Here is a 20,585-nt window from a genome sequence, read left to right on the forward strand (position 1 = left end):
CATGAACATCTCGCGCCCCTTCGTCCTGCGACCGGTTGCCACCGCGTTGCTGATGCTCGCCCTGGTGCTCGTGGGCCTGGTGGCCGTGCGTTTTCTTCCCGTGTCGTCGCTGCCGGACGTCGACTACCCGGTCATCCAGGTCCAGACCTTCTATCCCGGGGCCAGCCCGAGCGTCATGGCGAACACGGTCACCGCTCCGCTGGAAGTGCAGTTGGGCCAGATCCCCGGGCTGCAGCAGATGACCTCCACCAGCTCCGCGGGCGCGTCGGTGGTGACCTTGCAGTTCGACCTCTCGCTCAGCCTCGATGTCGCCGAGCAGAACGTGCAGGAAGCGATCAACGCATCGTCCAGCCTGTTGCCCAGCGGACTGCCCGCGCCGCCGACCTATGCGAAGGTGAATCCAGCGGATCGCCCAATCCTCACGCTGGCGGTCACTTCGGCCTCGATGTCGCTGACCCAGTTGGAGGACGTGGCCAACAACCGCCTCGGCTCGAAGATCGCCGAAGTGCCCGGCGTCGGGCTGGTTGTTCCGGCCGGCGGCAACGTGCCGGCGATCCGCGTGGAGGCTGATCCCGCCAAGCTGGCCGCTTATGGGCTCAACATCGACGACCTGCGTTCGTTACTTGCCAACGTCAACGTCAGCCAGCCGAAAGGCAATTTCGATGGCCCCAAGCTCGACTACACCATCAACGGGAACGACCAGATCCGCGATCCGAAGGATTACCTGCAAACGGTCATTTCCTACCAGAACGGGGCGCCGGTGTACCTGCGCGACGTGGCGAAGGTGACCGAATCGGCCCAGAACACGGAGCAGGGTGCCTGGTACGACCACCAGCAGGCGATCGTGCTCAACGTGCAACGCCAGCCGGGCGCCAACGTCATCGCCACGGTCGACCAGATCAAGAAGCAGTTGCCCGGTTTGGAGGCCACCTTGCCCGCGGGCATGAAGGTCGCCGTGGTATCCGACAGCACGGGGGTGATCCGTTCCTCCGTATCCGATGCGGCGTTCGAACTCGTGCTCGCCATCGTGCTTGTCGTGCTGGTGATTTTCGTCTTCCTGCGCAACCTGCCGGCGACGATCATCCCCAGCATCTCCGTGCCGGTATCGCTGATCGGCACGCTCGCGGCGATGTACGAACTGGGCTATTCCATCGACAACCTGTCGTTGATGGCCTTGATCATCGCCACCGGCTTCGTGGTGGACGACTCCATCGTGATGATCGAGAACATCGTGCGGTACCTGGAAGAAGAGCATACGCCCATGGAAGCCGCGCTCGAAGGCGCGGGGCAGATCGGGTTCACCATCGTGTCGCTGACGGTCTCCCTCATCGCCGTCCTGATCCCGCTGTTGTTCATGGGTGGCGTCATTGGTCGGTTGTTCAAGGAGTTCGCGGTGACGTTGGCGGTGACCATCGTTATCTCCGGCATTGTCTCGCTCACCCTGGTGCCGATGCTTTGCGCTCGTATCCTGCGCGCGCAGGCCGACCGGCATCCAAGCCGCTTCGAACGCATGAGCGAATCGCTGTTCGATCGTCTTCTCTCGTCGTATGAGCGCGGGCTGCGTTTCGTCATGGCTCGGCAGGTGCCGACGCTGGTCGTGTTCGTGATCACGGTGGGCGTCACGTTCGCGCTGTATGTGATGATCCCCAAGGGCCTTTTCCCCACGCAGGATGTCGGTGTCATCGAAGGCATCAGCGTCGCGGATAACTCCGTCTCGTACGCTGCGATGGTCCAGCGCCAGGCGGCCCTGGCGGACGCCGTGCTCAAGGATCCGGATGTCGCCGGACTCACGTCGTATGTCGGTGTCGACGGCACCAACAAGACCCTCAACAATGGCCGCTTCCTCATCGACCTCAAGCCGATCGGCGACCGCTCGACCAACGCCTCGGGCATCGCTCGACGGTTGCAGCAGGAAACGGCGGGTGTCGCAGGGATCAAGCTGTTCCTCCAGCCGGAGCAGGACCTCACGCTCGACACCACTGTGTCGCCCAACCAGTACCAGTTCGTGTTGCGCGGCTCCTCCCAGGACGAACTGGCGAAGTACGTGCCCGACCTGCTCGGACGCATGCGCGCCATCGCCTCGATCACCGGCGTGACCAGTGACCTCGCCAACGAGGGCCCGGCGGTGGACGTGGAGGTGAACCGGCAACTGGCCGCTCGCTACGGAATCACGGCGGCGACGATCGACAATGCGCTGTACGACGCCCTGGGGCAGCGCATCGTCTCCACCATCTTCGAGCAGGCCGGGCAATACCGCGTGATCCTCGTGGCCAAGCCGGAGAGCCTGCCCACGATCGACTCGCTGGGCGATATCTACCTGCCAAGCCAGACCGCCAGCAGCGGCCAAGTGCCACTGAAGGCCATCGCGTCGATCCGCGTCGTGAAGTCCCCCCTGGCGATCAGCCATCTTGCCCAGTTTCCGGCAGTCACCTTGTCGTTCAACCTGGCTCCCGGTGCGTCGCTCAGTACCGCGGTCGCCGATATCGCCAGCGCGGAACACGCCGCCAAGCTGCCGGCCTCGGTGACGTCGTCGTTCCAGGGTGCGGCGCAGGCGTTCCAGGATTCGCTTTCCAGCGAGGTGTACCTGCTGCTGGCGGCGCTCGTGGCGGTCTATATCGTGCTGGGCATGCTCTACGAGAGCTTCATCCATCCGTTGACCATCCTGTCCACACTTCCCTCGGCGGGTATCGGCGCGCTGCTGGCCCTGATGGTCGCCGGGCACGACCTCGACGTGATAGGCATCATCGGCATCGTGCTGCTCATCGGTATCGTGAAGAAAAACGCGATCATGATCGTGGACTTCGCGCTGGAAGGTGAGCGGACGCATGGCAAGTCGCCGGCCGATGCCGTCTTCGAAGCCTGCCTGCTGCGCTTCCGTCCGATCCTGATGACCACCCTGGCGGCGATGCTGGGCGCGTTGCCGATGCTGCTCGGCAGTGGCACGGGATCGGAGCTTCGGCGTCCGCTGGGCCTGGCGATCATCGGCGGCTTGGCCCTTAGCCAGTTGCTGACGCTGTTCACGACACCCGTGGTGTACCTGTTCTTCGACCGGTTGGCGTCGCGACGCTCCGGCAGGCGTGATTCGCCTGCGATCGGACAGGCGTCATGAACATCCCCGGGCTGTTCATCCGGCGCCCCGTGGCGACGACCCTGCTCGCGGTCGCCATCCTGTTGTCCGGTGCGCTGGCCTATATGAAGCTGCCCGTGGCGCCGTTGCCGAACGTCACCTTCCCGGTGATCGTGGTGCAGGCAAGCATGGCGGGTGCCAGCCCGGACATCATGGCTTCCACCGTCGCCGCGCCGCTTGAACGCCGGCTCGGTTCCATCGCCGACATCACGGAACTCACCTCGTCCAGCTCGGTCGGTTCGGCGATGATCGTCATCCAGTTCGGGCTGGATCGCGACATCAACTGTGCGGCCCGTGACGTGCAGGCGGCCATCCAGGCCGCGCGCGCCGACCTACCGTCCACGTTGCGCAACAATCCCACGTATCGCCAGTACAACCCGTCCGATACGCCGATCATGGTCCTGGCGCTGACCTCGCCGACGCTGACCCGCGCGCAGCTTTATGACTCGGCGAACTCGATCCTCCAGCAGCAGCTTTCGCAGGTCGACGGAGTGGGGCAGATCACCCTGGGCGGCAGCGCGCTGCCTTCCGTGCGTGTCGAGCTCAACCCGGATCAGCTCAACAGCTACGGCATCGGCCTGGAGGACGTTCGGGCGGCCTTGGGGTCGGCCAATGCCAACAGCGCCAAGGGTCATATCGACCAGGGCGACCAGCGCTTCGAGATCCTCTCCAACGACCAGATCGACAAGGCCGCGCCGTATCGTGACCTGATCGTGGCCTATCGGAACGGCTCCCCCGTGTTCCTGCGCGATGTCGCCGACGTGCAGGATTCGGCGGAAAACCTGCGCAATGCGGGCTTGTACAACGGCAAGGACGCGGTGCTGGTGATCGTCTATCCGTTACCCGGCAGCAACATCGTTCGGACGGTCGGGCAGATCCGGAAAGTGCTTCCTTCCGTAGAGGCTTCGTTGCCTAGCGACGTGCATATCGGCATCGCCGTCGATCGCTCGCAGTCGGTCAGCGCTGCCGTGGACGATACGGAGCGGACGCTGGTCATCGCGGTGGTGCTGGTCATCGGTGTCGTCTTCGCCTTCCTGCGCTCGCCGCGTGCGACCCTCGTACCGGCGATGGCCTTGCCGCTGTCCATCGTGGGCACCTTCGGGCCGATGTACTTGCTGGGCTACAGCCTGGACAACCTGTCGCTGATGGCCCTCACCATCGGCACGGGCTTCGTCGTGGATGATGCGGTAGTGGTGCTGGAGAACATCGTGCGCCACGTGGACGAGGGCATGGACGTTCGCGAGGCCGCCTTGCGGGGAAGCGCCGAGGTCAGTTTCACGGTGATCTCCATGAGCCTGTCGCTCATCGCGGTCTTCCTGCCCATCCTGCTGATGCCCGGCATCGTCGGCCTGTTGTTCCACGAATTCGCGGTGACGCTATCCATCGCGATCCTGCTGTCGCTGGTGGTGTCGTTGACCATTACGCCCACCATGACGGCCCATGTGTTGAGTCGCCGCCGCCAGGGCGTCACGGAAAGCCGGCTGGGCGCCTGGACGGGTCGGCAATTTGATCGCTTCCGCAACGGCTACGATCGTTCCCTGGGCATCGCGCTGGAGCATAAGGCGCTGGTCACGGCGATTCTGCTCGGCCTGATCGTGCTCAACGTGGTCCTGCTGCGTTTCCTGCCGTCGACCTTCTTTCCCGAACAGGACAACGGCATCCTGACCGGGCAGATCGTCGCGGACCAGAACATCTCGTTCCAGGCGATGCAGAAGAAGCTCGCCCAGCTCCAGGCGATCGTACAACGCGACCCAGCGGTGGCTTCGGTCGCCGGCTTCACGGGGGGCAGGGCGCTCAACACGGCGAATGTCTTCATCGAACTGAAGCCGCTAGCGGAACGCGGGATCTCCGCGGCCGAGGTGGTGGATCGCCTGCGGCCGAAGCTGGGCGCCGTCTCCGGAGCACGGCTGCTATTGCAGGCGGCGCAGGACTTGCGCATCGGCGGTCGCCAATCGGCCGCGGAATACCAGTACACCTTGACCGGCGACGACGCGAACGCCTTGTTCTCGTGGGTACCAAAACTGGTCGACGCATTGGGCAAGGAGCGCGGCCAGCTGTCCGACGTGAACTCCGACCTGCAACAGCACGGCCTCCAGGTGTACGTCACCCTGGATCGGGCCACCGCCGCCCGCTACGGCTTCGCGCCCAACCAGATCGACAGCGTGCTGTACGACGCCTTCGGCCAGCGCACGGTCTCGACGATCTACAACGCCTTGAACCAGTACTACGTGGTGATGGAGGTGGCGCCGCAGTACTGGCAAGATCCGACGATGTTGCAGCGAATGCGCTTCAGCACCGCGGCGGGAAATGCCAGCGGCACGCAGCAGACGCAGATGTCGTCGGCCCTGGTCAAGGCGGTGGGGTTGACACAAGCGGGCACCGTCAATACACGCAACGCGGATGCCGAAGCCAACCAGCTGACCAACGCCATCGCCAATACCAAGGGCGGCAGCTCCAGCGGCAGCGCGGACAGCACGGCCGCGGAAACCCTGGTGCCGTTCCCGGCGATGGCGAGCTACATCGGTAACCACACGGCCACCCAGGTAAGCCATCAGGATGGCCTGGTCGCCGCCACGATCTCGTTCAACCTGCCGCCAGGTGGTTCGTTGAGTGACGCCTCGGCCACGATCGACCGCGTCTCGCGGCAGATCGGTATGCCTGCGTCGATCCACGGCAGCTTCGCCGGCGCCGCGCAGGCCTATGGGCAGTCCATGTCGACGATGCCGTGGCTGGTCCTCGCTGCACTGGCGGCGGTGTATATCGTGCTCGGCATCCTCTACGAGAACACGGTGCATCCGCTCACCATCCTGTCGACGCTGCCGTCCGCGGGCATCGGCGCGACGCTCGCGTTATTGATCTTCGGCATCCCGTTCTCGGTGATCGCGATGATCGGCATCATCCTGCTCATCGGCATCGTCAAGAAGAACGCGATCATGATGATCGACGTCGCCATCCAGACGCAGCGAAACGAAGGTCTCGACGCGCGCACGGCGATCCACCGCGCGGCGGTGATCCGCCTCCGGCCGATCATGATGACCACGGCCGCCGCCGTGCTGGGCGCGGTGCCGCTTGCCATTGGCCTGGGGCAGGGTGCCTCGCTGAGGCAGCCGCTCGGCATCACGGTGATGGGCGGACTCGTACTCAGCCAGATTGTCACGCTCTACACCACACCGGTGATCTACATCCATCTCGACGGGCTGCGAGCCAGGCTGGCGGCCTGGTCCGCCCGCCTGCCGTGGAACCGGGCAGACGCGAGCGCACGCATATGAAGACATCGCACAAGACCCTCGTGGTATCGCTGGCCTGGCTGCTGCACGGCTGCATGGTCGGTCCGGACTACAGCAGGCCCACGGTCAACATGCCGGCGACCTACAAGACAACGCCCGGCTGGGACGCCGCCAGGCCGGCGGACGATGCCCCCAAGGGCGAATGGTGGAAACCGTTCCATGATCCCTTGCTGGATCGCCTGGAGCCGGAGGTTTCGGTTTCCAACCAGACTGTTCGCCAGAGCTATGCCAACTACCAGGAAGCCTTGGCTGAAGTGCAGGTGGCGCGTGCGGGGCTGTTCCCGACCGTGGACCTCAGCGGCTCGGCGACGAAGGCGCGTAGCGCGACGTCCAACGCGGCGGCGGGTTCCGCGGTGAGGACCTCCGGTTCGCTCGAGGGCAACGTCAGCTGGGCGCCCGATCTATGGGGCAAGGTCCGGCGTGGCGTAGAGGAAAGCCGCGCCACGGCGCAGGCCAGCGAAGCCACGCTGGCCAACGCCACGTTGTCGGAACAGGTAGCGCTCGCGGATGCCGTTATCGACCTCCGGGTGACCGACGCCAACATCGATCTGCTGACCAAGACCGTGGATGCGTACAAGGAATACCTCCGCGTCGTGAACAACCAGGGCGAAGCGGGAATCCGGCCGCCTTCCGATGTCATCACCGCACGGACCCAGCTCGAAAACGCGCAGGCCAGCCTCGTCGCGCTGGGCGTATCGCGCGCGAAGTACGAGCATGCCATCGCCGTGCTCGTCGGCAAGACACCGGAAGAACTGGACATACCGCAAGGCATCACCTTGCCCGACCTGCCGGCGGTACCTGCGGGCGTGCCGTCCACGTTGCTCCAGCGCCGCCCCGACATCGCCGTTGCCGAACGCCAGATGGCGGCGCAGAACGCGGCGATCGGCGTGGCCGTCGCCGCCTACTATCCCAACATCACACTGTCGGCAGCCGACGGATTTTCGCAGTCGCCCCTGGCGGGCCTCCTGCATGTGGCCAACCACGTCTGGTCGTTGGGTGCGGACCTGGGCGAGACGATCTTCGATGGCGGCGCACGTCACGGTCAGGTCGCCGCCGCCAAGGCATCGTACGAAGGCGCGGTAGCGAACTATCGGCAGGCGGTGCTGACGGGATTGCAGAACGTGGAGGACGACCTTTCCGGTATCGACATCCTGGCGCGGCAGGCGGCCGTACTGGATAGCGCCGTCACCGATGCGCGTCGCGGTTCGGAGATCGCCTTCAACGAGTACCAGGCGGGCACAGTCGACTACACGACGGCAGTCACCGCGCAGACCACTTTGCTCGGCACGGAACAGAACGCGTTGAGCGTGAAGGAGCAGCGACTGCTCGATACGGTGTCGCTGATCGGCGACCTCGGCGGGGATGCTTCACCGTCACCGGGTTCGCATTGACGAGTAACCCGGGGCGTCCGGCGGAGGCCCCGGGTTATCGGTATGGACTCAGTCCAGGCCGTTCCAGCGATGCTTTTCGGCCATCGCGAGCGCGAGCTTAGGACTGCGACGGGCCACACGCTCGCTCTTTTCGCGTTCGGCGCGGATCGCCGGCCATTCGGCGAGATAGGCGTCGAGGATCGCCTTGTCGCTGGTATAGCGAGCGATCGATTCCGGCGTAGCCGAGCGCAGGGCCACGGCGCCGTTGTAGCCGCCGAACCCCTGGGTGGCGCAGATCGCGCCGCCGTTGGCGTTGCCCGGCGAGGGCTCGGCCTGGAGATGGAAGTGGCTGGCCACTTCGGCGAGATCCGGATCGAGGCGACGCAGGGTCGGCACGCCGGGCGCCTTGCGACCCAGCACGTACTGGAGAGCCTGAGACAGCGCCTTGAGGCCGGTCTCGCCCATGGTATGGCCGTCGCCAACCGCCTTGGGCGTGCCGACGAAGAGCTTCGGCGGTTCGCCGTCGAGGCCCTGGCGCTGCGCGGCGCCACGTAGCGCGGCCAGTGCGGTACCGAGGTCGGTCTTGGAATTGGTGCGCGTACCGGTGGCGTGCGCGGCGAGGTACTGGAAGTCCGCCACCCCGTAGCCGTGACCCTGGTGAGCCATGTCCAGCGCCTGCACGAGCGCGTTTTCACCACCGAAGCCGACACCGGCAAAGTGTGCCTTGCCGCCGGCTTCGGCGCTCTGGCCCCAGCCGACGATGATCGAGGTGATGTCGAGCTTGTTGCGCAGCGCGAAGTCGAGCGTGGTCACCAGCAGGCCGGAGCCGCCATGGCCGACCACCGTGCCGTCGGCGTCGATGTCAAACGGCGCCAGCGAATCGTGCACGGTGCGCTCGTCGTCGCCGTGCGCGGCGTTCTTGGCGGCCAGCTTGTCGCCGGTCATCAGCGCACCGCCACCGAAGGCCTCGAGGATGCCGAAGCGTGGCTGCAGGGCCGCGTCGGCCGCCGTCAGCAGGACCATCTGCGGCTTCTGGAAGCCCGGGTAGTCGAACAACAGCTGCGGGGCGATATCGGCAAGGGCGATGAGGCTCGACGCGCACGCGCCGACAGCCGTCATGGGCGCCTGCGGCACGCGCATGAAGCCGACGTCGTCCGAGCGAAGCGATTCGCGCAGTTCGGGGTTCTTCAGCACGCGGCTGATGCTGTATGCCGGCGACAACATGGTGGAGACAAGAGCCGGGCCGTGCGAACCCAGCGAGTGCGCGAGGCGCACCGCGAAGGTGTCCTTCGGGAAACCGCCCTCGGGCAGCGGCGCGTCGGGACGCAGCCACTGGCCAAGCGCTTCCTGACCGCCGAACGCCGTGGCGGCCGCCACGCGGAAACCGAACGGATTGGACACCAGCTCCGACAGCGGACGCGGCAGGCCGGCAAGCGCGCCGAGCGCACCGTAGGCGAACAACTGCGCCTGCAGTGAGGGGCTGAGCAACGGATCGTCCTGGAACAGGCCGTGCATGTCCTTGAGCTTCGAGCCACGGATGTCCTCGTAGCGAAGACCGGCAAGGCGACGCAGGCCGACGGTTTCCAGGTCGTGCGGCAGCGGCGCCGCAATGTCGGTGACCACGCGCGGCGCCAGCTCACGGACGTGGGGCACATGGCGGATGCCGCTGCCACTGAGCAGGGCATCGCCATGCAGGCGCTTGAGCTCGTCGAGCGTGACCGGCTGGCCGGCATGCTCACCGGTACCCCAGCGCATACCGTCGGCGGCGCTTGCCGCTTCCGGGTCGATCTCGACCAGTCCCGCGTCGAACGCCGCCAGCGGCAGGAATTCCTCGGACTGGGCCACGCGGGCCTGGTAGGTTTCCGTGGAACCCACCGCCGAGATGGTGCAGGCGGTACCGACGGTGACGAGGACTTGGTCGCTTCTCAACATATTCGGGCAATGACCGGTAAAGGCTAAAGGCGAAGTATAGAAGTATGACGGCCATCGCGGGACCCGGCGACGCGGCAAACCCGTCAGCGCCAACGAATTTTTGCTATCTCGTTGATTCGTTGGTGTTTGATTTTATTGAAAAAGCAAGGGCTCCATCGTCAGTGCCGGTCCTTGGCGAGCACGATGTCGCGGATCCATGCCTGCACGGCCGCCGTATCGCCGATATCGCCCTCGAAGCGCAGCATGGGTTTCTGGGGCTCGTTGTCGTTGCGCTCGCGTCCATCGCGGGTCATGGTCGGCACGCCGATCGTCCCATTGCCGCTGGGCAGTCGGGTGGCCAACGCCGTGCCAGTCCGGGAGTCGACGAAGGTCTCGGTGCCGATCTGGAGCACGCCGGGAAAACGCTTGAGCTCATCGACAAAGCCGATGCAGGCGCTGCCACAGCCGTAATCGGTGAGGACCAGCACCCGGGCATGCACCGGATTGGCGGGCTCCGTCGCGGGCCTGGGCACGCGATGGAAATTGGGCAGCTGTATGAAGCGATCGCCACGGGCCTTGGCCGCGGCGATCAGGCGATCCTCGGTGCCATCGTCGGGCGGCGTGTCGCGAGGCGGCGCCGAAGGCGCGTTGTCGCCTGTCTCCGGCGGCTGGGGATCCTGTCCTTCTTGCTTGTCCAGTCGGTACACGGGATCAATTTGCATGCGCGCCCTGGCGTAGTAATCGGTGTACGCATCGCCATACAGCGAGCGCAGCACACCCATGAACCACTCGTAGGGGCCGCCGCCATTGCCGCGCACGTCGAAGACGATCACCGCTTTGTCCCTTAGCGACGGCGCCTGCCGGAACAGCGCTTCGAACGCGTCCGATTCCTTGCGGTTCAAGGGATCGAAATTGCCCAGCTTTACCCAGGCGCCATCGTTCCCGAAGGGCGTCACCGAGACATCTCTGCCTGGCTCGGGAGTGGCGTGCTCCACGCGCTGCGCCAGATCGCTGCCTGCGATCCCATGCCACGCCAGATCCATGTCCTTGCCGCCCACGACGCAACGTACCGGCCGCTTGACGAAAGGGCTGCCTGCGTCGCGAAAGATCAGTGGCGCCGCACGCAACCGCGTGGACTCCAAGCCGGGAATGATGCCCTCGTAAGGTGCGATGCGTTGCGACCAGTCGACAAGCGATGCGCCGTCACACGAGGAAATCTCGGTACCGTCCGGCACGCTCGTCAGTTTTGACTGCGCAGCGACGAAACGACCGCCGCGGTAGACCGCGATGAAGCCGGGCCATTGGAATCGCGTCTGAGTCAGCTTGAACGAAATGTAGGCGTGGGCATCGTCGAACGTCGAGAAGAAGTGCTTCATCGCTTGCCGATAGCCTTCGAAGCTATCGACCTGCTTCAAGTCGCCATCCGCCTGTCGCCGGGCTTTGGCGAGGACGGCAGAAAACGCTTTCGGATCGGGATAGACCGCGAGAATGTCGTGGCCCTTGAACCAGTCGATGGCGAAATCGATGTCCTTGTCCGCCATGGCGGCCCAACCCTGGTAGATCGGACGCGGCGCCTTCGGGGCGGGGGAAGTGGCGTGGCTTGCAGTGGCGAGAGCGATCGAAAGCACGATGACGGATTTCGCCATGACTTTGAACGACGAGGCAATGCGTGTGATCGGAGAAATGGAGGGATGACGAGGCATGAGCGTGTCGAGGCCTTGGCGATGGAATACCGCCATCTCGCAAGGACCATGCCATCCCCAGGTAGCGCCGCGCCGGGGCCTACGGCGCCGGGCGACTGTCCGCGGACGTCCGCCGCGGACGTTATTTCACAACCAGCCCCATGAACGGCGAGCGCGGCCTAAGGCCGCGCGCTGCCCAATGGGAACGGTTTGGCCACGCGCGTATCGACACCCGGATACCCGATGCGCTCCATGGCCGAACCATCCCAGCGATCGATTGCCATGTCAGGCAGGCGCAAGTCGTCCGTCGCATGCGGCACGATGTTGGATGGGGAAGCGACGGAGAACACGTAATGCCGCCCCTTTGCGGTAACCAGCGAAATGGGGACGACGACATCCGTCACCGGTGATGATACGACCTTGTATGCGCCTGCCTCCTCGGTCAGCCACACCTGGACATGAGCCTTCCAACGACAGGCTTTGTTGTTCTCGCCGGCGACGATCGTCATCAGGTCGACGAGCAGTAATGGTGCACCGTCGGAGGGTTTTGCTTCCAGCGCGCGTAGGGTTCCGCCCGCTGCCACATAGTCGCGCCAGGAGGCGTTCACGGTAAGCGACTTCTTCACGCGATCGAGGCTCACGGGATCGGGTAGGACGGAGTCATAGCATGGTCTTTGCTGCTTCGCATCGGCCACCAGGCGGCCGATGCGGTTCTGCCAGGCCGGGCGGGATATCGCCCATAGTTCCTCGTCGAGCGCGTTCTCCGCCTTGCCACGCGCTTTTGCATCAAGTTCACGAAAGGCGACAGTTCTTGCCGCAGGATCCGTCGTGACGACGGCACGCTGCGATGCAGAAGAGGCTATCGTCGTACCGCATGCGGAGGCTGCTACCGCATATGCCAGCCCCGATGCGGGGTATTCGGCTCGATCGGTATCGTTGAAGGCTGCGGACGCCCCCATGATTTGCAGCGGCTTTCCATCGCAAAACCATGTGGTCCGGGCAAGCCCTGCGTCGTTGAAACCCGAGGCGGCCGCGGCCACCTTGATCGAACACGCTACCCGGGCGTGGGAAGCTCCTGCGTAGCAGGCGCGAAGGGCCGAACCGTAGACCCCAGGCGTGTCCCGATCGTCGGGATGGCCGACCCCATGAAAGCGCCCTCCCTCCCAGCGTCCGACTGGAATCAGTTCGGCATAGGGTCGCTGTAATGGCTTGCCAGGGCCGGGAGCATCCGGACTGTCGTCAAAGGGCATGTCACCGACAAGCGTCGTAAATCGGCCCAGGGAGTAAACACCGATATACGTGGATCCTTCCACGTCAGTGCGGGCCACGCAGGGCCCCGTAACCAGGGCGATGCACATGGCGATGACGCGATATATCGAGAAAAGAATCATGCTCGTCCTCTATGGGCGTGGTAAGTGTCGCGCTGCATTCGCCCTCGGTGAGCGTGCGCGTCGAGCGCGGCTCAGGGCCGCGCCTTACTCACTTGATTGCCCCCCTGTGCGAGCGACATTTTTGCATCCTCATGGTGACGCGCCAAGTGCAGTCCAACGACGCTAAAATCCCGGCTCGGACCGCCAGGCAGGTGGCCCGTAACTAACGGGAAAAACCATGAAGAGAGACGGACTTCATTCGATGGTGATCGAACAGGTGTCCCAGTGAGGAGCATGCGGCCGCTCTTGGCCTTGTTCCTCGGGTTGCTCGCCGCAGCGCCAGTCGTTGCGCGCCGTGCCGAGTCGATACCAACGCTTGCGACACGGCTGCTGGAAAGTCCGGTGGCGGACGATCCTGTCCAGGCGTGGGCGACGGCGGAGGCGCTTGCCCGGCTGAAGCAGGCGCTCGTGGCGGAGCAATTCAAGAACTATCTCGTCGTACGCGATGTCGACCGCCTGCTTGGCGGCCTGCCGTTGTCGCTCGCTATCGCGTCGCATGGCCCGGCACACGCCAAGGGCGTAGCCGATGGATCCGGGCTTTATCTACTCGCCGTGTTCGTGAATCTCGTCTTCCTGTTTGTCATGACGTTCCTCACAGATCCCAAGCCCTCCCGACGGAGGCGTGCGCCCCCGCCTTTGTGAGCGCCTGCGTCATCCATCGCATCGTCGGCTGGTTCATGAGGGGGGCGAGCGCGAGCATGCTGCACGTGAAAGGAGGCGTATCGATCGGCAGCTCGAACAACGTCAGCGCGGCGGTAGTTGCCGCACGCGATGCGAGCCGCTCAGGAAGCACGCCGATGATGTCGGTGCGTTCGATGACGAGGGGCAGGGCAAGGAAATTCGGCGCCGTGATCGCGACATGTCTGCTCAGGCCCTGGGCTTCGAGTACCTGATGGATGTCACCGCGTGACTCGCCACCGGGCGAGACGACGGCATGCGGTAGCGCCATGAACGCGTCGAGCGACATGCGGCCCTTGCGAAGCGACGGGTGCTTCTTGCAGGCGACGCCGACGAAGCGATCCGTGAACAACGGCGTTCGCTGGACGCGCTCCGCCGTGATGCCCACGAAACCGCCCAGCGCGAAATCCAGTTCGCCGCGGTCCAGGCCATCGATCACCCGGGATGGATGGACGGTGACACAGCGTATCTCCACGCCGGGGGCATGGATGCGCAGGTCGGCCATGAGCGCAGGCATCAGGGAGGCCATGGCGTAGTCGTGCGTGGCGACGGTGAAGGTCCGGCGAAGCGTCGCGGGATCGAAAGGGGCGGTCGGGCCGAGGACCTCGCGCAATCGGGCGAGCACGTCCGCCACGGGCTGGGCCAGTTCGCGTCCCCTTGGCGTGGGCTCGACGCCACGGGGATGCCGGACGAACAGGGGATCGTCGAACAACTGCCGGAGCCGGCCCAAGGCATGGCTGGTCGCGGATTGCGACAAGGACAGCCGAGTGGCGGCGCGCCCCACGTGCCGAGCCTCCATGAGGGCTTCGAAGACGACCAGGAGGTTGAGGTCGATCCGACTCAAATCAATTTCATGCATCGACATGCTGCATATATACCATTGGATCGATCGCGGGCCGATCGCTACCTTTCGTTGCCGATACCTGTCGAGCAAGGAGCCATCGCGTGATCCATGACGTCATCATCGCCGGAGCGGGCCCGGTCGGACTCTTCCTCGCCTGCGAACTCCGACTGGGAGGGCTCTCCGTCCTGCTGCTGGAGCGCGAGGCGACCCCGGCGTCGCCTTGGAAGAACGCCCCGTTCGGCACCCGCGGCCTGACGGTGCCGACCGTCTCGGCTTTCCGGAATCGTGGTTTGCTGGACGAGCTCGTCGCGGCGCAAGCCCCCATTGAGGATGGCCGATCTCGCCAACTGGGTGGACATTTCGCGGGTATTCCCATCGACGACGACAAGGTCGATACCTCGGCATGGACCTGGCGCCTTCCGGACGATCCAAGCCAGGGCATGGCGACCGATATGGCCGCGGTAGAGGCCGTGCTAACCCGGCGTGCGATGGCACTCGGTGTCGAGATCCGTCGCGGTATGGCTGTCCAGGCCATGACATCCTCGCCCGATGATGTGCTCGTGGAAGCGGGTGGCTGCATCTTCCGAAGCCGCTGGCTGGTCGGTTGCGATGGCGGTCGCAGCGTCGTCCGCAAGCTGGCCGGCTTCGACGTCGTCGGCACCGAGCCGGGATTCACCGGCTACTCCGCACAGGTGCAGCTGGCCAACCCGGAGGTGCTGCGCTCCGGGCGCATCCATACGGACACGGGCATGTACGTGCAATCGAGGCCGGGCACCATCGCCATGGTCGAGTTCGATGGCGGAGCCTTCCATCGCGGCGACGCGCTCACGATCGACCATGTACAGGCCGTCCTTCGCCGCGTCTCCGGAACGAATGTCACCCTGGAAGCGCTCGACGCCGCCACGACCTGGACCGACCGCGCCCGCCAGGTCACGAACTATCGCCGGGGCAGGGTACTGCTCGCGGGCGACGCTGCGCACATCCATTCGCCCTTGGGCGGCCAGGGTCTCAATCTCGGCCTGGGCGACGCGATGAACCTGGGATGGAAACTTGCCGCCACCGTGCGAGGCGACGCGCCCGACGGCCTGCTCGACACGTACACGACGGAACGGCATCCCGTGGGCGCGGACGTACTCGACCTGTCGCGAGCACAGGTCGCACTGATGCGTCCCGATCCCGGAAGTCGCGCACTGGGCGGCATACTTCGCGACCTCATCGGTACCCGGGATGGCGCCACGTACTTCGCGGAACGTATGCGTGGGTTGTCCGTGCGCTACGACCTCGGTCAACCGCATCCGCTTGTCGGTCGCAGCGTGCCTGATCTGCCGTTAGCCGATGGACAGTCGATCCATGATCTTCTCGCTAACGGTAAGGGTGTCTTCGTCGATGGCGCGAACGATCCCGTGCTTCGACGGATGAGCGCACGATTCGAAAGCCGTCTCACCTATACGACAGGTGAGACGGCCTCCCAGCGTGAGCTCTCCACCTTACTCATTCGACCGGACGGCATCGTGGCGTGGGTCGGTGACGATCGGCTCGCGCCGGATAGCGTAGGGCAGGTCCTCTGCCGGTGGTTCGGGGCTGGTGAGGCTACTTGATGTTCGACTCGTCGACGGGACAGGTTCCCCCCGAATGACCTGCCGGGCCATAGGCCCAGCGCAAGGCATCGGCTTGCGACGCGAGGTAGATCGTGTCGTGGTGTTCCTTCGGGCGCGGGACATATGTCCAGTTCAATCCGCTCGACGCCTGCTTCTTAAGGATCGTGGCGAGTTTCGCCGTATCGGCTGGAATCTGGTCTTCGTCGGCGGAGGTGAGGTAGATACGTCGTGTCGCGCTCTTGCCATGAAGAAGGCCTGGCGCTTCACCGAGAAGACGGGCGTCGTTCCACCACAGGCTGGGGCTGATGGCGATGACGGTGTCGAAGAGATCCGGCTGGCGAAGGAAGCTCTCCACCGAGAACAGGCCCGCGAGCGATTCGCCGATGATGCCGCGGTGCGCGTTGACGCGATAGCGCTTCTCGATGGCGGGGACCAGCTCCTTGGCAATGAAGTCGCGGAATGCGGCTGAGCCTCCGACGTGGGGCGCGATGTCCTTGTCGGACGCGACCTGGATCGGACCGGTCATGTCACGGCGCCGCTGCGTGTTTTCGATGCCGACCACGATGAGGGGCTGGATCTCGCCCTTGCGAATGGCGCTATCGACGGCCTCGACCACATGGGGAAAATCTTCCTGCACGCCGCCGTCCGGCATGTAGAGGATGGGGTAAGGCCCCTTGCAGGTTTCGTAGCCAGGCGGCTTGTACACGTTGATATGGCGCACCTCCGCAGGACGCGACGCCTGGAGGGTAAAGGCGTCGTGTGCCGGGGCCGGTGCGGTGGTGTCGCCGAAAGCGGAAGCGCTGGCAAGCATCGCCCATGCCGGCACGAGGAATCGCGTTACGCGCATGGCACGTCCTTGATGAGGTGGGCCGACCAGACTATCGCGTAACGCCGTTTACGGGCAGGTGGGCCGAGATCGCATCGAGGCGTGCCGCCATGCGGCGGCACGCCTCGCCGATTTACCGTAACGAGCGGCTGGCGATGGACGGATTGGCCGCCTGACAATCGGCGTTGGCCGTGCCCGGGCCACCGAGGTAGAAGCTCGTGCCGGACATGCCCGCCTCATGGTTGGGCGTGGTGGACGTACCTTCGGGCAATCCACCCGGTATGTCAGATGCATTCACGCCGATGAGCGACAACGTATAGCAATGCGGCGTCGGATTGATCCAAGTATTGCCAGACATCAGGTCGACGGGTTGCTTGGCGAGATTGCCGTCGAGATAGTGCAGGTCGGTGACGAAGGCAGCCTGCCGGTAGCCCGCGTCCGCATATTCGCCACTACCCATCGGAGCAGCCGGCTTCCCACCGTCCGCGATCTCGCCGCCGGCATCCATCAGGCGATTGCCGTCGGCGCGACCGAGGTCGCCTTGCCCGTAGAGGTTGCCAGGCAGATAGCCCACGGCCTCGCCATCGAGCACCAGCCACCACGAGCCGTCGTCGTTGTTCCGCTGCCAGCTGACGTTGACGATCCCCTGGCTGCCGCCCTTGACGCTATACCGATCCGATGGGATGGACGAGCCCAGCGCGAGATCGGATGCCGTCTGCACGAAGCCGGTACAACCGAGGTTGTAGCAGCCGGTCTGCGAATAGCCGTCAGCGGTCCAATACACGAAGATGGTCGGATCGTAGGTGTTCCATGCGCCGGGTTGCACCTGCCAGCCGACCTCAGCCGTTTGCGTCGCGTTGGCCTCGCTCTGGCCGGACAACCAGATCTGCAGCAATGACATCGTGTGGTTGTCGACCACCGGCTTCCAGAGGTTGAGGCCGGCACCACCACCCAGGATGTTGGAGGGTGCGGTCTGCGCTACGTGGGCATAGTAGTGGCGATCGTCCGCGGCTTCGGGCCGCTCCTTCGAGAGGAAGTCCTCCAGCGTGCGGTGCGCGGCGATTTCGTCGATGGTCAGGCGACGGAAGGGAACGCTACCCTCGGCGCACCGTTGTGCGGACGTGCCACTACGCGACGTCCTGAGGCCGAGCGGCGGCGCAGCGACCGTGCCACCTCCCCGAAGCGACGGCTGCTGGGCGATGGGCACGCAATCGAAGGTTTCGGCGCCTACGACGAAGGTGCCGTTCGTCGTCATGCCTTGATAGGTGTTGCGCAGATAGTGCTGCATGCGCGCGACTTCTGCTTTCGACGCCTTGATCGATGGATCGCGCCGAACGAGGGCGTCGTAGCTCTCGACACGCAGCGCGACGCGAGACAGGGCGTTGGTGGTCGCCGATCGCGACGTCGCCTGCGCATTCGCCAGTGGCGGCATGAGGCTGTCCACGTCGCGGGTCGCGGCGAATGCCGTCGAGATCGTCGAGGCGAGCAAGGTCGTGGCAAGAACGCCGCGGACAAGGGTGCGGTGAATCGATGGCATGTATCTCTCCTGATCACGGATGCACAGATGGACCGGAAGGGGCGGAAGGTTTTCCGCCTGTTCGGCTGGCAGAGCCGGAGAGCGCCATGGAAAGGCGACATGCAGGTGTTCCCCGGATGAAGGCAGCCTTTCCTGAAAACGCCGGTGCCTCGATGCATCCCCCTATCCCGAAACGATCGTGGATCGAACTGGGACAGAGCGCACACTATGCATCATGAACGTGCATGCCGAAAACGCGCACAAGACGTCGCATGATTTCGCGCCATGAGTGCGTGCGCTCTGTGGTTTTACGGCAACCTGCATGGTAGGTTCGTTATCGCCGTCATATCGCGGCATATAACCCAGTGGAGCATTCTCATGGAAAAGCTTGACGTAGCTGTGCATGACGAAGGGATGGCCAACCCGTTTGGGATCCACGCGGAAGGACCGATGCAGCGCTGCATGGCGGCTGTCAAGCACGAGCCGAAGATCAACGACAGCGGCGACATCGGCCGCTTCGGTTCGCGCGGCGGCGACTGGGGTTGATGCCGCTGGAACATCCGTCCTGTCATCAGTGACGAATGACATGAAGCCGCCTCTCGTCGAGAGGCGGCTTTTTAATGGAGACCTGTGGTGATCAAGGCCGATATCGCGTTGCATGACCTTTCGCTCGACCCGACATGGAGCGAGGGTTCCATCATCCTTGGGACAAGCCGGATCACGCCGTATCGTCACACCATGCTGGAGACCGTGCTCGTCCAGACCACCGATCAGTGGTTTGTCTCGGTCAGGGAACGTCGTGCGTCGTCGACAGATGCCGGTCTGATACGGCACGACGTGGACGACACAGGCTTCCATCGCCTTTATCAGGAAAGCCTGCTCTGGCCTCTCGACTACGTGATGATCGAGGTGGCCCGCGCCGGACACCGCGTTCGCGTGCGTTCGGGCGTGTTCGGCTCGGTACCGGTTTACTGTCGAGCTACGGACGATCATCTCGCCGTGTCATGGGACTCCGCGGACTTCGGTCGCGGACCGGCAGCGATCGATGCGGAAATCGCGAGCCACCAGTTGGCCATGCGTACGATCTACTCCGCACGACAGCTCTACGTCGGTGTCGTCATGCTTACCGAGCGGGCGATCCTGCATGTGCAGCCCGGCAAGGCGAGTTTCCGTTACCCCGAAGCCATTCCGCCCACGATTCCGTCGAGTGAGGGACTGGGCGAGGAAGCGCTATCCGCTTTCAGTGAGGGCCTTCAACGCGTCATTGCCCAGCGGCCGATGCGCGAGGGCGGCGCATCCGTCGAACTGAGTGGCGGCATGGATTCAGGGACCGTCGCCACGGCGCTCACGATGCATCATCGCGGTATCGCCAGCCGGGGCATCCTGCTGGATGGTGACTTTCGTCTACCGCAACTGCAGAGGCGCGACCTGATCGTGCAACGCCGCGGCCTGCTGGACGACACGGTGGAGATCGCGGACCACGCCCCCAGCCTGGACCTGTCCGCCTCCCCAGACCGTCCATACGGGCTCTATCGCGAGCTCTATCTGGAGGCCTGTTCCGCCCTGTGGGAATCTTCCCGATGCCAGGGGCGCGATACGCTTTTTACCGGTGTTGGCGGCGACGAGCTGTTTCCGACCTATTCCGGCGAACTTTCCGATGGCGACCCGACCGACCCCGGCTGGGCCTCCGACACGCTCCGTTACGCGGAAGGGTTGCTGACACCCAGGGCGCTCAGCGCAGCCCGCAGCCTGCGTACCTTCGACGCCCCGGCCAGCCCCGTACCCGCGACATCGTTGCTGGCCCATGCCAGTCATGCCCCCGATTTGCTCAGGCATGGGCAGTGGCCGATCAATCCACTGAGCGATCCCCACCTGGTCGCGCTATGCCACCGATTCCCCAAGGCCAGCCGTCAGGGCAGGGAAGTGATGCGGCAATACCTGCAGTCGCACTTGGGGGACGATACGTTCCAGCGCGGCTACGTGAAGGAAACCTTCGTCAACGTGTTGCCTCCGCTGTTCGCGAAGCATGCGACGACCCTTGCCCTGCAACTGTCCGAATGCGCCCTGGCGGATATTGGCCTGGTCGATCGCCGCGCCGTCCTCGACCTGCTCCAGCGGGTCGCCACCACAAGCAACCATGGCGCCACATCCGCGTTGGCATCTTTCCTCTGGCTGGAGCGCTTCGCGCGACAGGTCGGGGCCTGATTGGCTATAACTGCGGCGCCGGTCGCCAGTTGAGCCGGGGCCGCGGAGGCGGGGCTTAATGAAATCCTAAACACGCCCCGGCATGCTTGCGCCGCACCCCCTGTACCCGAA

The 20,585-nt window shown here is 64.7% G+C and carries 13 protein-coding genes; 7 read left to right on the forward strand and 6 right to left on the reverse strand.

The genetic code is table 11. The annotated features are described in order from the left end of the window. Window position 1: 1 nt before the first annotated feature. From GAK28_RS21110 to GAK28_RS21120, 3 genes are read left to right on the forward strand one after another with little or no spacing between them, the layout of a single operon-like run. Window positions 2–3,109 (forward strand): efflux RND transporter permease subunit, encoded by a 3,108-nt coding sequence (locus GAK28_RS21110; protein WP_291784105.1) that lies wholly within the window; start codon window positions 2–4, stop codon window positions 3,107–3,109. Next, entirely contained in the window at window positions 3,106–6,396 is a 3,291-nt protein-coding gene (locus GAK28_RS21115; protein ID WP_291784107.1) for an efflux RND transporter permease subunit, read from the forward strand. The genes GAK28_RS21110 and GAK28_RS21115 overlap by 4 nt, the downstream gene beginning before the upstream one ends. Continuing rightward, window positions 6,393–7,805 carry an efflux transporter outer membrane subunit gene (locus GAK28_RS21120; protein ID WP_291784109.1) on the forward strand — a complete coding sequence of 471 codons (1,413 nt, stop codon included), beginning with the start codon at window positions 6,393–6,395 and terminating at the stop codon, window positions 7,803–7,805. Before GAK28_RS21115 ends, GAK28_RS21120 begins: the two co-directional genes overlap by 4 nt. A gap of 48 nt (window positions 7,806–7,853) precedes the next feature. Here GAK28_RS21120 and GAK28_RS21125 read toward each other — a convergent pair whose 3' ends face one another. The 3 genes from GAK28_RS21125 to GAK28_RS21135 form a co-directional block, all read right to left on the reverse strand. Continuing rightward, a complete protein-coding gene (locus tag GAK28_RS21125) occupies window positions 7,854–9,716 on the reverse strand; it encodes a hypothetical protein (protein ID WP_291784111.1) in 1,863 nt (620 codons plus the stop codon). 158 nt (window positions 9,717–9,874) lie between these two features. Then, window positions 9,875–11,341 carry a S41 family peptidase gene (locus GAK28_RS21130; RefSeq protein WP_291784113.1) on the reverse strand — a complete coding sequence of 489 codons (1,467 nt, stop codon included), beginning with the start codon at window positions 11,339–11,341 and terminating at the stop codon, window positions 9,875–9,877. A 215-nt stretch (window positions 11,342–11,556) separates the two neighbouring features. Further along, window positions 11,557–12,768 (reverse strand): hypothetical protein, encoded by a 1,212-nt coding sequence (locus GAK28_RS21135; protein ID WP_291784115.1) that lies wholly within the window; start codon window positions 12,766–12,768, stop codon window positions 11,557–11,559. Window positions 12,769–13,041: 273 nt separating this feature from the next. Between GAK28_RS21135 and GAK28_RS21140 the strand changes: the two genes are divergently transcribed. Next, entirely contained in the window at window positions 13,042–13,449 is a 408-nt protein-coding gene (locus tag GAK28_RS21140) for a hypothetical protein (RefSeq protein WP_291784117.1), read from the forward strand. On the opposite strand, the gene GAK28_RS21145 is transcribed toward GAK28_RS21140, so the two are convergent. After that, complete coding sequence (locus tag GAK28_RS21145; protein WP_291784120.1) at window positions 13,400–14,329, reverse strand: LysR family transcriptional regulator; 930 nt, start codon at window positions 14,327–14,329, stop codon at window positions 13,400–13,402. The genes GAK28_RS21140 and GAK28_RS21145 overlap by 50 nt on opposite strands. A 101-nt stretch (window positions 14,330–14,430) precedes the next feature. Between GAK28_RS21145 and GAK28_RS21150 the strand changes: the two genes are divergently transcribed. Beyond that, the gene (locus tag GAK28_RS21150) at window positions 14,431–15,927 is read left to right on the forward strand and encodes an FAD-dependent monooxygenase (RefSeq protein WP_291784122.1); all 1,497 of its coding nucleotides are present in this window, start codon (window positions 14,431–14,433) and stop codon (window positions 15,925–15,927) included. On the opposite strand, the gene GAK28_RS21155 is transcribed toward GAK28_RS21150, so the two are convergent. Both GAK28_RS21155 and GAK28_RS21160 read right to left on the reverse strand, forming a co-directional pair. Continuing rightward, window positions 15,920–16,774, reverse strand: a complete 855-nt coding sequence (locus tag GAK28_RS21155) for an alpha/beta hydrolase-fold protein (protein WP_291784124.1) — start codon at window positions 16,772–16,774, stop codon at window positions 15,920–15,922. The genes GAK28_RS21150 and GAK28_RS21155 overlap by 8 nt on opposite strands. Window positions 16,775–16,886: 112 nt before the next feature. Next, the gene (locus tag GAK28_RS21160) at window positions 16,887–18,290 is read right to left on the reverse strand and encodes a neprosin family prolyl endopeptidase (protein WP_291784126.1); all 1,404 of its coding nucleotides are present in this window, start codon (window positions 18,288–18,290) and stop codon (window positions 16,887–16,889) included. A gap of 357 nt (window positions 18,291–18,647) precedes the next feature. On the opposite strand from GAK28_RS21160, the gene GAK28_RS21165 reads away from it, so the two are divergent. Both GAK28_RS21165 and GAK28_RS21170 read left to right on the forward strand, forming a co-directional pair. Next, the gene (locus tag GAK28_RS21165) at window positions 18,648–18,815 is read left to right on the forward strand and encodes a hypothetical protein (RefSeq protein WP_291784128.1); all 168 of its coding nucleotides are present in this window, start codon (window positions 18,648–18,650) and stop codon (window positions 18,813–18,815) included. Between the two features lie 87 nt (window positions 18,816–18,902). Then, window positions 18,903–20,474, forward strand: coding sequence for a hypothetical protein (locus tag GAK28_RS21170; RefSeq protein WP_291784130.1), 1,572 nt, complete (start codon window positions 18,903–18,905; stop codon window positions 20,472–20,474). Window positions 20,475–20,585 lie beyond the last annotated feature (111 nt).

Origin of the sequence: Luteibacter sp. (assembly GCF_009912395.1) — a bacterium.
Classification (GTDB): Bacteria; Pseudomonadota; Gammaproteobacteria; order Xanthomonadales; family Rhodanobacteraceae; genus Luteibacter.